Origin of the sequence: Shewanella dokdonensis, assembly GCF_018394335.1 — a bacterium.
Taxonomy (GTDB): Bacteria; Pseudomonadota; Gammaproteobacteria; order Enterobacterales; family Shewanellaceae; genus Shewanella; species Shewanella dokdonensis.
Genome location: NZ_CP074572.1, coordinates 3,595,748 through 3,609,126, shown reverse-complemented (window position 1 = coordinate 3,609,126; position 13,379 = coordinate 3,595,748). Strand labels below are relative to the sequence as shown.

Sequence of the window (13,379 nt, the reverse complement as noted above, 5' to 3'; positions counted from 1 at the left end):
GGGCCCTGTTCTCCTGGGTCGTACTATCTCGAAAGTAAATGCTGAATACGGGTCTTCAGAATATCTGTTGCAATACGGTTTTTCCCGCCGCGTGGCACTATGATATCGGCATATTGCTTAGATGGTTCAATAAACTGTAGGTACATGGGGCGCACCGTATTTTGGTACTGCGTCAGTACCGACTCCATGGTACGTCCACGCTCTTCCACATCCCGCCGCAAGCGGCGGATAAGGCAGATATCCAAAGGCGTATCCATAAAGACACTGGCATCCATCAGTTCCCGCAATTTAGGGTCGGTGAGTAGCAGAATGCCTTCAAGGATAATGACCTTTTTGGGCGTCATCAACAATGACTCGCCAGTGCGGGTGTGTTCCACATAACTGTAACAGGGAATTTCAACCGGCTTGCCATCTTTGAGATTTTCCAGATGGCGTGCCAGCAACTGATGATCTAACGCCTTGGGGTGGTCATAGTTAGTCAGTACCCGCTGTTCCATCGGCAGATGGCTCTGGTCACGGTAATAACTATCTTCACTGATCACCCCGATTTCGTTGGTGCCGAGATCCCGGCACAACTCCTCGTAGATGGTTCTGGCAATCAGGCTTTTGCCGGAAGCGGAAGCTCCGGCAATGCCAATTATCACACTATGGGCCGCGCTCATTCTGCTTTATTCTTCCTCAGAAATCGCAATAGAAACCGTACTTTGTTGCTGCTGCAACGCCAATGATGCGGCTACTTTGCGCGCAATATCGCGATAGATAGCAGCCACTTCGCCGTCGGCATCAGCCACAACTGTCGGTATCCCCTGGTCCATATTTTCCCGAATATTGCCGTTCAGAGGCAGTGCGCCCAACAACGGCACATTATAGCGCTGCGCGATGCGAGCACCGCCGTCGCTACCAAACGGATACTCCTTATGACCGCACTCTGGGCACAGGTAAAAACTCATGTTTTCTACCACGCCAAGCACTGGAATATTGACCTTTTCAAACATGGATATGCCCTTTTGCGCATCCGCCAAGGCAATATCTTGCGGGGTAGTCACAATCACGGCGCCGCTCACGGGCACTTTCTGTGACAATGTCAGTTGGATATCACCTGTGCCTGGTGGCAAATCGATAACCAGATAATCCAGATCTTGCCACAAAGACTCATTCACCAATTGCAACAGCGCACCCGCTGCCATTGGGCCACGCCATACCGCGGCCTGATCATCGGTTAGCAAGAATCCGATACTCTGGGCACTGATGCCGTGAGCATTGGCGCAGGTCATATACTTGCCATCAGGTGACAGCGGTCGGAAATCGGTAACACCTAACATCATAGGAACGGAAGGGCCGTAGATATCGGCGTCCAGAATACCGACATTGGCACCTTCTGCTGCCAGCGCCAGCGCTAGATTCACCGAAGTGGTAGACTTACCCACACCGCCCTTACCAGAGGCCACCGCAATCACTTGTTTCACATTCGGAATTGGCGGGATATTGCCAGTAGCAGAGTAAGACTTCACTTTAAAGTCCATCTCAGCTTCAACCTCGTCAATGCCATCAATCTTGGCTAACGCCTGAGTCAGCGTCATGACGGTGTCACGGTATTGGGTTTCACAAGGATATGGATAAACCAATCCGAGTTGCAGTTGTGTACCATTCATGGCCAGTTTGGTAACACAGCCTGCGTCTACCAGACCTTGTTTAAGGTATGGATCCTGATAAGCATTAAGTGTGGCAAGTACTGGACCAAGAAGTTCGTCATTGAGACGATAGTCCTGAGATGCAGAAGACAAAATATAATCCCCTTCAGATAAAGTTGACCAAGTGTACCAGATATTATCCGCTGATTTGGAATAGATTTACTTCATCCAGTTCACACCATGATGAAAATAGCCGAGGGATCGGTTAGTATCTAGGCCATTATTTTTAGGGCCTTAAACAGATCAGAAACAAGATGTCAGATTCGAAACGCAAGATCCTCGTTACCAGTGCTTTACCTTACGCCAACGGTTCCATTCATTTGGGACATATGCTGGAGCATATCCAAACCGATATTTGGTCACGCTTTCAGAAACTTCGTGGTCATGAGTGCTACTACATTTGCGCCGATGATGCGCATGGTACGCCCATCATGCTCAAGGCCCAGCAGATGGGGATGACACCGGAACAGATGATTGCGGAAGTAAGTCAGGAGCATCAAGCGGACTTTGCCGGGTTTAATATCAGTTATGATAACTACCACAGCACTCACAGCCCGGAAAATCATGAAATTGCTAATGAAATTTACCTAAAGCTGCGCGCCAACGGTTACATCAAACAGCGCACGATTAGCCAACTTTATGACCCAGAAAAGCAGATGTTCCTGCCTGACCGTTTTGTCAAAGGCACCTGTCCGAAGTGTAAAGCGGAAGGCCAATATGGCGATAACTGTGATAACTGTGGTGCCACTTACAGCCCAACCGAGCTAATTAATCCACGTTCTGCCGTGTCTGGTGCGACCCCAATTCTGAAGGAATCTGAGCATTTCTTCTTCGACTTGCCCGCCTTTGAGACCATGCTGAAAAGCTGGACACGTTCTGGCTCGCTGCAAACCGAAATCGCCAACAAGCTGAATGAGTGGTTTGAACAAGGGCTGCAACAGTGGGATATCAGCCGCGATGCGCCTTATTTCGGCTTTGAAATTCCCGACGCACCCGGTAAATATTTCTACGTGTGGCTGGATGCGCCTATCGGCTATATGGGCTCGTTTAAAAACCTCTGCGACAAGCGTCCAGAGTTGGATTTTAATGAGTTCTGGGGCAAAGACTCCACCGCGGAAGTGTATCATTTCATCGGCAAAGACATCGTTTACTTCCACAGTTTGTTCTGGCCGGCAATGCTTTATGGCAGTGGTTATCGGCAGCCAAACAGCGTATTCACCCACGGTTATGTGACAGTGAATGGCGCGAAGATGTCCAAGTCCAAAGGGACATTCATCAAAGCACGTACTTATCTGGAACATTTAGATCCAGAATACCTGCGTTATTACTACGCCGCGAAGCTCTCCAATGGCATTGACGATCTCGACCTCAACCTGGAAGATTTCGTCAGCCGGGTGAACTCAGATTTGGTCGGCAAGCTGGTGAACCTTGCCAGCCGCACCGCAGGATTTATCACTAAACGCTTTGATGGCAAGCTGGCCGCCGTTAGCGATAAGTCACTGCAAAATACCTTTCTGGCGAAAGCCGAGGTGATTGCTGAGCTGTATGAAAATCGAGAGTACAGCAAAGCCATCCGCGAAATTATGGCGCTGGCAGATTTAGCCAATGCTTACGTAGCCGAAGAGGCGCCTTGGCAGTTGGTGAAAGCGGACGAGACTTTGAGCCGCGCTCACGAAGTATGTTCAAACGCTATCAATCTGTTCCGTATTCTCAGCACTTTCTTGAAACCTGTGCTGCCACGACTGGCGACCGATGTGGAAGCGTTTCTAGCGTTGGAGCTCACTTGGGACGGCTTAAGTCAGGATCTTGCCGGGCATGTTATCAATCCATTTAAACCTATGATGCAACGCGTAGAAATGGATAAAGTGCAAGCCATGGTTGAAGCCTCTAAAGAAAATCTACAGACAACGGCGGCCACACCACCCGCCGCAGCACCAGTAGAGCCAATCAGTGCTGAAATCACTTATGATGATTTTGCCAAAATTGATTTGCGGATTGCCTTGATCAAACACGCTGAACTCGTGCCGGAAGCAGACAAATTGCTGAAGTTACAACTGGATATTGGTGGAGAAACCCGTCAGGTATTTGCCGGTATAAAATCCGCCTATAATCCAGAAGATCTGGTAGGTAAGCTCACGGTGATGGTTGCCAATCTGGCTCCGCGTAAAATGCGGTTTGGCATGTCTGAAGGCATGGTGCTGGCTGCGGGCCCTGGCGGTAAAGATTTATGGATCTTGGAACCACATGCAGGCGCACAACCGGGAATGCGAGTGAAGTAAATCACTTCGCGTTATCTACTGAAAAGGCCGCATCTGCGGCCTTTTTCATTACTTCATTTTTATTATTCAACTTATATCATTCAAACATACAGTTCTAAACTGGATTATCAATATCAACAAATTTGTGTTCCAAACCAAACTGCTGCGCCAAGTGTTCTCCGAGTGCCTGAATGCCATAGCGTTCAGTGGCGTGATGCCCCGCGGCATAGTAATGGACGCCCTGCTCTGCTGCACTATGAAACGTCCGTTCCGAAGCCTCACCACTGATAAACGCATCAACACCGAGTGCACTGGCCTGATCGATATAATCCTGAGCACCACCAGTGCACCAAGCTACCGTCTGGATAACGTCACCTACGGCAGGTAGATGCAATGGCTCACGCCCAAGTTGCTTAGTTATCCATTCAGCAAAACCTTCGGCAGACATGCGCTGTGGCAACTGTCCTCGCCACAGCAACTCTTGTGGTGAATCGGTTACCGGCCGAGCATCCTGTAGCGCCAACTGATGTGCTAATCTGGCATTATTGCCCACGTCTGGGTGTGCATCTAGCGGCAAATGATAGGCGAACAGATTCATATCGTGTGCTAATAAGGCTTTGATACGCCGCTGTTTCATGCCCACCAACACCTGAGGCTCGTTTTTCCAGAAAAAACCATGATGCACTAACAACACATCCGCTTGATAAGCTATGGCAGCATCAATTAACGGCTGGCAAGCCGTCACCCCAGTCACAATTCGCTTTATCTGCGCCTTTCCTTCCACCTGTAGGCCATTGGGGGCGTAATCCCGGAACTTATCAACCTGCAAAAATGCCTGCAAATACGCTTGTAATTCTGCTCGCTGCATACTGTTATCCAATGCTATGAACTGCCGTTGATGGTAACACAAGCGCTGGAATTGCGGCGCTTGCGTTTACTGCAAATAGGGCTATGCCGACAAAAAACACAATCATTCCAACAATTTCCGCCGCAAAATTGGACAATTGCAGAATTTGCCCGATAAAATTAACCCTACAAGACAAAGTCACCACAGAAATAATACGGATTAAAGCGATGACAACACTGACTAAAGAAGAGGTAATCAGCCAGCTGGAAGCTCAGCTCAGCGCCAAAGAAGGCAAGAAAATCATTATCGAACAAAGTGGCAGTTGGTACAAAATTGATGGCGGAAAGTCTTTACGCTTTAGCGAACTAGAACAGCTGCTAGAGCCAAATGCCGCAACAACAGCAGAAAACCTGACCACTACAGTCGCGCCGACTAAAACAGTGGCTAAATCGGTCAAAAAGGCTAAAGCCACAGCCAATCATGGTGGTAAGACGCCTAAAGAAATTTGGCGCGAGAAGCTTGCAGCCAACCCGAGTAACCAGTTACCGCGTGGTTTCTAACCCAAGCGATTATTCGGTAAAAGGCGTCTTCCGGCGCCTTTTCGTTTCACATGGCTTTATCAACTCGCACACTACCAGTTAGATAAACCACCCTGACTTCATCACCAGGGTTAAATGGCATTCCCGGATCTTTGTCTTGGATGATCATCACCTGCGTATTGTCTTCCTGACGGATCATCAACTCAATCAACTGAGTTTGGCGATAATAACTGCCACGACCACTATTGTTACCCACCCCGGCACCCACAATCGCACCTAATACCGTGGCAACATCGCGACCATGACCACTGCCGAACTGATTGCCAATGACGCCACCCAACAATGCGCCGCCAAAGGTACGCCAGCCGCTGTTTTTATCTTCCACTAGCTGTTGCTGGGTGATATCCCGTACCGATTCCACCTGGCCATACAAAACTTTTTCAACAGGTACGGCCTGATTACGATCATAACCTGCTTGTGCTGAGGCTATCAGCACCACAGATAACACAAATACACTGAATAATGTTTTCCACATAGCCGGATTTCCGCTAATTTAATAGGTAAGCCCGTTAATCAATAATACGCAATCGTGAACTCGCTGTCCTTCATTAATAATACACTGGATCCCTTTCCTTCTCCTGAACTGGCGCTGAAGGATCCCAATGGTTTGCTGGCCATCGGTGGTGACTTGCATCCACAACGATTATTGAACGCTTATTACGAAGGTATTTTCCCTTGGTTTAACCAGCATGACCCTATTCTTTGGTGGTCACCCGATCCGCGCGCAATATTCACGCCCGGCAGTGTGAATATTGCCAGAAGTCTACGTAAATACCTCAAAAAACAACCATGGCGGATCACTATCAACCACGCGTTTGCTGATGTGGTAGCCGGTTGTGCCATGCCTCGCGCAGGGCAGGATGGAACCTGGATTACCAGCGAAATTCGTTTAGCTTATCAGGAGTTACATCGTCTAGGCCGAGCCCATTCTTTTGAAGTCTGGCAAGATGAGCGGCTAATCGGTGGCTTATATGGGCTAGATGTGGGTCAAGTATTTTGTGGTGAATCAATGTTCCACCGAGAAACCAATGCCTCAAAAGCGGCTTTTATCGCCTTACACCAGCATGCCTTAGCTAAAGGCTACAAACTGATTGATGCCCAAGTGATGAATCCCTATTTGTTGTCGCTTGGGGCTAAAGCGATGGAGCGCAAACAGTTTTTAGCGTTACTTCATCGTTATCGTGATGGTGACGCGCTGCCAGGAAGTTGGAGTGCAAGTGAGGTGCATCTTGAACTCTGATCCACAAACCGTTGCGGTAGGAATTACCCCAACATTCAGCTGTAGTTACTTTGCCGAGCGTCAGGAACAATTACTGGTGATCAAACAGGAGTTATTACAGTTACCCCTGTACGAGAGACTGCTGGCGATGGGATTTCGGCGCAGCGGCGAAGCAGTGTACCGGCCGCGTTGTCCCGCTTGTAACGCCTGCCAGTCGTTGCGGGTGCCATTGACGGACTTTATCCCATCCAAACGTCAGAAACGTACGCTGGCACATAACCGGGATATCGAAGTCCAGGTTACCGACAGTTACAATGATGCACATTATGCACTGTATGATCGTTACATTCGTGCCCGCCATCATGATGGCAGCATGTATCCGCCGACTCTGGAACAGTACCAACATTTTCTGCAATGCCAATGGATAACACCCCATTTCATTGAACTCTATCTTGATAAACAGTTAGTTGGCGTTGCTGTAACCGATATCCTGCCAAACAGCTTATCGGCTGTTTACAGTTACTTTGCCCCGGAGATGGCAAAACGTTCCCTTGGAGCCTTGATGATCCTCCAGCAATGTCGTTTGGGACAACAGTGGGGCAAACAGTATCTTTATATGGGATATCAGATAGATAACCATCCTAAAATGGGCTATAAGCGACTTTATCGCCCTTATGAAATTTTGACCGACCTTGGCTGGCAAAAAAACGATTGTCCGGACACCGACCCTTTACACTCTCGGTAATTTGCGGCATGATACGGCGGTTTTTTACCTACCAGGCTAACAGGACAATTTATTAATGGCGAAAGAAGACAGTATTGAGATGCAAGGAACCATTTTGGAAACCTTGCCAAATACGATGTTCCGGGTGGAATTAGAAAATGGTCATGTAGTGACCGCCCATATCTCCGGCAAAATGCGTAAAAACTACATCCGAATTCTGACTGGTGACAAAGTTACAGTTCAATTGACCCCATACGATCTGAGCAAAGGCCGCATCGTATTCCGCGCACGCTAATCATCTTCTTCATCGACAACCTGGCACTGTAGCATGGCTATAGGTGTTTTCGGCGGGTATTATCCTGCGATTGCCTGATGTACCGGATTTTCTGCATAAAAAATGGCTGCAATAAGCAGCCATTTGCGTTGTGGTTGATGTTATGAGACTTTTTCCAGAGCATCTATCTGGATATCCAGTTCACCGTCTTTGACATCGACACGGGCAATACCGCCCGCTTCCAGTTTGCCAAACAGGATCTCATCCGCCAATGGCCGTTTAAGCAGATCCTTGACAACCCGAGCCATCGGTCTAGCGCCCATGGACTTGTCATAACCCTTCTCGGCCAACAGGATTCTGGCTTCGTCACTGACTTCCAAGCTAACACCTTTCTGATCCAACTGTGCCTGCAGTTCCACCAGGAACTTATCCACCACCTTAGCGATAATGGTCATATCCAGACTGTTGAACCAGATGATGGCATCCAAACGGTTACGGAACTCTGGTGAGAAGATACGGTTGATTTCAGACATCGCATCCGAACTATGATCCTGCTGTTTAAAGCCGATAGATTTACGCACAGTTTCCTGAACCCCGGCATTGGTAGTCATCACCAATGTCACATGGCGGAAATCAGCCTTACGGCCATTATTATCAGTCAAGGTGCCGTGATCCATCACCTGCAACAACAAGTTATAGATGTCCGGATGGGCTTTTTCGATTTCATCCAGCAGCACTACACAATGCGGATTTTTAATCACGGCATCGGTTAACAAACCACCTTGATCAAAACCCACATATCCAGGAGGCGCACCAATCAAGCGCGACACTGTGTGGCTTTCCATGTATTCCGACATGTCAAAGCGCACCAGTTGTAATCCTAGGCATTGGGCTAGCTGGTTAGTGACTTCCGTCTTACCCACACCTGTCGGCCCGGCGAACAGGAAACTGCCCACTGGGCGGTTATCGTTGCCAAGACCACTACGAGCCAGACGAATCGATGCACTTAAGCTTTCAATCGCTTTATCCTGACCAAACACCACCATTTTTAGGTTACGTTCAAGATTTTTCAGCATATCTTTCTCGGTAGAAGATACTGATTTTTCTGGAATACGTGCCATTTTGGCAATTACGGCTTCGATTTCCGGTTCACCAATCGTCTTTTTACGGCGGCTCTGCGGCATCATCGCCATGCGCGCGCCCGCTTCATCGATGACGTCAATCGCCTTATCGGGCAGATGGCGATCATTGATGTGGCGGTCAGACAATCTGGCAGCGCTGGCCAATGCCGCGTGGGTGTAACGTACATTGTGATGTTGCTCGTAACGAGATTTCAGCCCTTCAAGAATTTTGGTGGTTTCAGCCACGCTCGGCTCAACAATATCCACTTTCTGGAAACGCCGAGCCAATGCGCGATCTTTCTCGAAAATACTCTGGTATTCCTGGAAAGTGGTTGACCCCATACAGCGCAAGCTGCCAGATGACAACAGCGGTTTCAGCAGATTAGACGCATCCATCACGCCACCAGAAGCCGCACCTGCGCCAATGATGGTATGGATTTCATCAATAAAGAGGATTGCGTTGTGATCGGAAGTCAGTTCCTTGAGTAGGCTCTTGAAGCGCTTTTCAAAGTCGCCACGATACTTGGTTCCCGCCAGTAATGCGCCCATATCTAGTGAATAGACGGTAGCATCCTTGATGATTTCGGGAACGGCATGATTCACTATCCGATAGGCTAACCCTTCGGCAATGGCAGTTTTACCGACACCCGCCTCACCGACCAACAATGGATTATTTTTACGGCGGCGACAAAGGATCTGAATCGACCGTTCAATTTCATTATCACGGCCAATCAGCGGGTCAATTTTACCTTGTAGCGCCAACTCGTTCAAATTGCTGGCGAACTGCGACAGCATACTGCGCTCTTCTGCATTTTCGCTCTGATCTTCAATATTTTCCTGAGCTGGGCGGTTATCGCTCTCTTCGTTTTTCGCAAAACCATGAGAAAGATAGTTCACCACATCCAAGCGAGTCACATCGCAACGGCGCAGCAGATAAACCGCCTGAGATTCCTGCTCACTAAAAATCGCCACCAGCACATTGGCACCGGTGACTTCATTATGCCCTGATGACTGCACATGAAATACCGCCCGCTGCAACACTCGCTGGAACCCAAGCGTTGGTTGGGTTTCCCGGTCATCGCTAGGATCGGTGATCACTGGCGTAGTCTGAGCAATAAACGCTGCGACATCTTCTCTTAACTTGTCGATATTGGCACCACAGGCCAATAACGCATCCCGTGCTGCGGGGTTATCGATCAGTGCCAACAACAGATGCTCAACAGTCATATATTCATGCCGGGCATCCCTGGCCTGCTGAAACGCCAGGTTCAAGGTCACTTCTAAATCTTTGTTCAGCATACGCACCCCTAACCACAGTGATAAGCTTATTCACGCTTTCTCTAACGAACACAGTAACGGATGTTGGTTTTGCCTGGCAAACTGATTTACCTGAACCACTTTGGTCTCAGCAATCCCGAACGGATATAGTCCACATACTGCTTTTCCTTGATGATGAACCATCAACATCAGGTCGGTGGCCTCCTGTTCATTTTTACCAAAAATAACTGAATAACGTCCACAACAAAGTCCATTGGTGTGTAGTCGTCGTTATTCAAAATGACTTTATACATTGGTGGTGGCTGCAACTCCTGCTCAATGCCACTTTCCAACTGTTCAATCTGACCGCTCTTGCTCATGCTTCAATATTAGCCTCTGTCCATAACCCATACCAATTTCTTGGGTCAGTGGCGTGCTTGGGAATAAAGTTGATCCGGCTCTCACTATAACGCGCTTTTGACAAAATTGTCTAAGCCCATAATTAGACAAATATGGCCTCGCACCGCCGCATTCAATCCCTGAGATCAATACAATAGCTTATGAGGTAATGTCTGGTATAAAGTTTAACCACAATTGGTGTTGATTTTTTGTTAACTTAACACTTGACTTCCCATGTAACTGCTTACATCCTGTACAACGAGTGGTGAACAGTCGGCCATAATCAGTGTCGACAGTTTAGTTGGATGCAGACATAAGAAGGAAGTAGATGTATGGCAAGCGGAACTGTTAAGTGGTTCAACAACGCCAAGGGATTCGGGTTTATCTGCCCCGATGAAGGTGGTGAAGACGTATTCGCACACTATTCAACCATTGATATGGATGGCTATCGAACCCTGAAAGCCGGCCAGCCAGTTGAATTTGAGGTTGAGAAAGGGCCCAAAGGCATGCATGCCTCGTCCATTTCTCCCGCTAAATAAAAGCTGAAAATATTGTATAAAGGCGGGTATTCACCCGCCTTTTATTTTGCGTAACGGCGGCGGTGTTGCTAGATGGCAACACCGCCGAACTCGTCTTAAGCGTCCATCAAAGCATTCAGCGTGGCACTCGGGCGCATTGCGGCAGAGGCTAACTGATGATCAGGCCGATAGTAACCATCCATAGCAACGGCAACACCCTGCACACTATTTAACTCAGTCACAATCTGTGTTTCCTTGGCGACCAGGGCAGCAGCCAATGGTGCAAAATATTGTTGCAGTGCAGCATCTTTGTCTTGCGCAGCTAACGCCTTAGCCCAGTATTGCGCCAAGAAATAATGGCTGCCACGGTTATCAATTTCCCCCACTTTACGCGAAGGCGATTTATTACAGTCAAGGAATTCACCAATCGCCTGATCCAGACAATTCGCTAACACCTGTGCTTTGGCATTGCCTGTGGTCTGACTCAAATGTTCCAGCGAGGCACCTAAGGCCAAGAATTCACCTAAAGAATCCCAACGCAGATGGTTTTCTTCCACAAACTGCTGCACATGTTTGGGGGCGCTACCACCAGCACCGGTTTCAAACAGACCACCACCATTCATCAATGGCACAATAGATAGCATCTTGGCACTGGTGCCCAATTCCAGAATCGGGAATAAGTCTGTGAGATAATCACGCAGGACATTACCAGTGACAGAAATGGTGTCTTGGCCAGCTTTCATGCGGGTTAACGACAAGCGCGCGGCCGCCTTAGGTTCCAGGATCTGGATATCCAGACCACGGGTATCTTCTTCAGGCAGATAAGCTTTGACCTTAGCGATAACCTGCGCATCATGGGCGCGATTTTCGTCCAACCAAAATACCGCTGGAGTATTTGATAAGCGAGCGCGGCGCACCGCCAGTTTGACCCAGTCTCGGATAGGCGCATCTTTGGCCTGACACATGCGCCAGATATCCCCTTGTTCCACTTCGTGAGCCAACAACACGTCACCAGCAGCGTTGTAAACTTTCACCACCCCGGCGGCTGAGATTTCGAACGTCTTATCATGGCTGCCGTACTCTTCGGCTTTCTGCGCCATCAAGCCCACATTAGGCACAGTGCCCATTGTGGCCGGGTCAAATGCACCATGTTCTTTACAGAAGTTAATCGCTTCGTCATAGACACCCGCATAGCAACGGTCAGGGATCATCGCCTTGATATCATGTAACTGACCATCTGGCCCCCACATCTTGCCTCCTGCGCGGATAGCCGCAGGCATAGAAGCATCGATAATGACATCACTTGGGACATGCAGGTTAGTGATGCCCTTGTCGGAGTTCACCATAGCCAGTGGTGGCTGAGCCGCATAAATCGCCGCGATATCTGCTTCAATGGCGGCTTTCTCGGTTGATGGCAATTCAGCAATGCGGGCAACCACATCGCCAAAACCATTATTAACGTCAACCCCAATCACTTTAAAAGTGTCAGCATATTTGGCAAACAGTGCCTTGTAATAGGCTTTAACGGCATAACCAAACAGCACAGGATCAGACACCTTCATCATGGTGGCTTTCAGATGCAGTGACAGCAACACCCCTTCTGACTTGGCAGCAGCAATCTCTTTCTCATAAAAGGCGCTGAGTTCGCGGACATTCATTACCGAAGCATCAATAATTTCTCCCGCCAACAGCTTAAGACTCTGTTTTAGCGTAACTTTTTGTCCATCGTTCTGTTCCAGCACAATAGAGACGGTATCGGCAGCTGGCATAGTGACAGATCTTTCGCTGCCATAGAAATCACCATGATACATGTGTGCTACGTGCGACTTGGAATCCTGACTCCAGGCGCCCATAGAATGTGGATGTTTACGCGCATATTGCTTCACAGATGCGGGCGCACGGCGGTCAGAGTTACCTTCACGCAGCACCGGATTTACGGCACTGCCTTTAATTTTGTCGTAACGAGATTTAATCTCTTTTTCTTCAGCAGTTGCTGGCTCCTCTGGGTAATCTGGCAGCGCGTAGCCCTTTGCCTGAAGTTCTTTGATGCAGGCTTTTAACTGTGGAATTGAAGCGCTGATGTTAGGCAACTTGATGATATTGGCGTCTGGAGTGGTCGCCAGTTGTCCTAGTTCTGCAAGATGATCAGCAATTTGCTGTGCTGCGGTCAGCCGTTCGGGGAAAGCCGCAATCATTCGACCAGACAGCGAAATATCACGGGTTTCAACATTAATCCCGGCAATTTTGGTAAAGCGCTGAATAATAGGTAGCAGTGACAGGGTCGCCAACGCAGGCGCTTCATCTGTTTCCGTATAGATGATGGTGGGAGTTTTATCAGTCATTTTGGGTCCTACGTTCATTTGCAAGAAAGAGAGACAACTGCTTCCCGTTTTAAACTTCGTCCCAACGATGAATAAAAGCCCTTCTATCTATCGGTTCGACAAAATAATCCATGGTTACAAAACGGGTTTC

Annotated in this window: 12 protein-coding genes and 1 pseudogene; 6 read left to right on the top strand and 7 right to left on the bottom strand. The window is 48.5% G+C overall.

The features are described from left to right. Positions 1–23: 23 nt before the first annotated feature. Complete coding sequence (udk, locus tag KHX94_RS17335; protein WP_213681556.1) at positions 24–662, bottom strand: uridine kinase; 639 nt, start codon at positions 660–662, stop codon at positions 24–26. 6 nt (positions 663–668) lie between these two features. Further along, positions 669–1,784 (bottom strand): iron-sulfur cluster carrier protein ApbC, encoded by a 1,116-nt coding sequence (gene apbC / locus KHX94_RS17330; RefSeq protein WP_213681555.1) that lies wholly within the window; start codon positions 1,782–1,784, stop codon positions 669–671. A gap of 161 nt (positions 1,785–1,945) precedes the next feature. On the opposite strand from apbC, the gene metG reads away from it, so the two are divergent. Beyond that, positions 1,946–3,970 (top strand): methionine--tRNA ligase, encoded by a 2,025-nt coding sequence (gene metG / locus KHX94_RS17325; RefSeq protein WP_213681554.1) that lies wholly within the window; start codon positions 1,946–1,948, stop codon positions 3,968–3,970. Positions 3,971–4,064: 94 nt separating this feature from the next. Here metG and KHX94_RS17320 read toward each other — a convergent pair whose 3' ends face one another. Continuing rightward, positions 4,065–4,817: a Nif3-like dinuclear metal center hexameric protein gene (locus KHX94_RS17320; protein WP_213681553.1), complete on the bottom strand. Its 753-nt coding sequence runs from the start codon at positions 4,815–4,817 to the stop codon at positions 4,065–4,067. A gap of 83 nt (positions 4,818–4,900) precedes the next feature. Here KHX94_RS17320 and KHX94_RS17315 point away from each other — a divergent pair, with 83 nt between their 5' ends. Next, positions 4,901–5,356: a hypothetical protein gene (locus KHX94_RS17315; protein WP_342345779.1), complete on the top strand. Its 456-nt coding sequence runs from the start codon at positions 4,901–4,903 to the stop codon at positions 5,354–5,356. 46 nt (positions 5,357–5,402) lie between these two features. Here KHX94_RS17315 and KHX94_RS17310 read toward each other — a convergent pair whose 3' ends face one another. Next, entirely contained in the window at positions 5,403–5,870 is a 468-nt protein-coding gene (locus KHX94_RS17310; protein ID WP_213681552.1) for an outer membrane lipoprotein, read from the bottom strand. Positions 5,871–5,924: 54 nt separating this feature from the next. On the opposite strand from KHX94_RS17310, the gene aat reads away from it, so the two are divergent. From aat to infA, 3 genes are read left to right on the top strand one after another with little or no spacing between them, the layout of a single operon-like run. Next, positions 5,925–6,635: a leucyl/phenylalanyl-tRNA--protein transferase gene (gene aat / locus KHX94_RS17305; RefSeq protein WP_213681551.1), complete on the top strand. Its 711-nt coding sequence runs from the start codon at positions 5,925–5,927 to the stop codon at positions 6,633–6,635. After that, entirely contained in the window at positions 6,625–7,359 is a 735-nt protein-coding gene (locus KHX94_RS17300) for an arginyltransferase (protein WP_244859219.1), read from the top strand. Before aat ends, KHX94_RS17300 begins: the two co-directional genes overlap by 11 nt. Before the next feature lie 55 nt (positions 7,360–7,414). Further along, positions 7,415–7,633 (top strand): translation initiation factor IF-1, encoded by a 219-nt coding sequence (infA, locus tag KHX94_RS17295; RefSeq protein ID WP_037439960.1) that lies wholly within the window; start codon positions 7,415–7,417, stop codon positions 7,631–7,633. 140 nt (positions 7,634–7,773) lie between these two features. Here the strand turns inward: infA and clpA are convergent, their stop codons facing one another. After that, positions 7,774–10,032 carry an ATP-dependent Clp protease ATP-binding subunit ClpA gene (clpA, locus tag KHX94_RS17290; protein WP_213681549.1) on the bottom strand — a complete coding sequence of 753 codons (2,259 nt, stop codon included), beginning with the start codon at positions 10,030–10,032 and terminating at the stop codon, positions 7,774–7,776. Between the two features lie 30 nt (positions 10,033–10,062). After that, positions 10,063–10,370: pseudogene (gene clpS, locus KHX94_RS17285) on the bottom strand (ATP-dependent Clp protease adapter ClpS). 351 nt (positions 10,371–10,721) lie between these two features. On the opposite strand from clpS, the gene cspD reads away from it, so the two are divergent. Beyond that, positions 10,722–10,928, top strand: a complete 207-nt coding sequence (cspD, locus tag KHX94_RS17280; RefSeq protein ID WP_133039094.1) for a cold shock domain-containing protein CspD — start codon at positions 10,722–10,724, stop codon at positions 10,926–10,928. A 95-nt stretch (positions 10,929–11,023) separates the two neighbouring features. Here the strand turns inward: cspD and KHX94_RS17275 are convergent, their stop codons facing one another. Beyond that, entirely contained in the window at positions 11,024–13,249 is a 2,226-nt protein-coding gene (locus KHX94_RS17275; protein WP_213681548.1) for an NADP-dependent isocitrate dehydrogenase, read from the bottom strand. Positions 13,250–13,379 lie beyond the last annotated feature (130 nt).

Bases quoted from the DNA above. Each gene is read 5' to 3' on its own strand.
- udk (WP_213681556.1), bottom strand. From the start codon at position 662: ATGAGCGCGGCCCATAGTGTGATAATTGGCATTGCCGGAGCTTCCGCT.
- metG (WP_213681554.1), top strand. From the start codon at position 1,946: ATGTCAGATTCGAAACGCAAGATCCTCGTTACCAGTGCTTTACCTTAC.
- KHX94_RS17320 (WP_213681553.1), bottom strand. From the start codon at position 4,817: ATGCAGCGAGCAGAATTACAAGCGTATTTGCAGGCATTTTTGCAGGTT.
- KHX94_RS17315 (WP_342345779.1), top strand. From the start codon at position 4,901: ATGCCGACAAAAAACACAATCATTCCAACAATTTCCGCCGCAAAATTG.
- KHX94_RS17310 (WP_213681552.1), bottom strand. From the start codon at position 5,870: ATGTGGAAAACATTATTCAGTGTATTTGTGTTATCTGTGGTGCTGATA.
- infA (WP_037439960.1), top strand. From the start codon at position 7,415: ATGGCGAAAGAAGACAGTATTGAGATGCAAGGAACCATTTTGGAAACC.
- clpA (WP_213681549.1), bottom strand. From the start codon at position 10,032: ATGCTGAACAAAGATTTAGAAGTGACCTTGAACCTGGCGTTTCAGCAG.
- cspD (WP_133039094.1), top strand. From the start codon at position 10,722: ATGGCAAGCGGAACTGTTAAGTGGTTCAACAACGCCAAGGGATTCGGG.
- KHX94_RS17275 (WP_213681548.1), bottom strand. From the start codon at position 13,249: ATGACTGATAAAACTCCCACCATCATCTATACGGAAACAGATGAAGCG.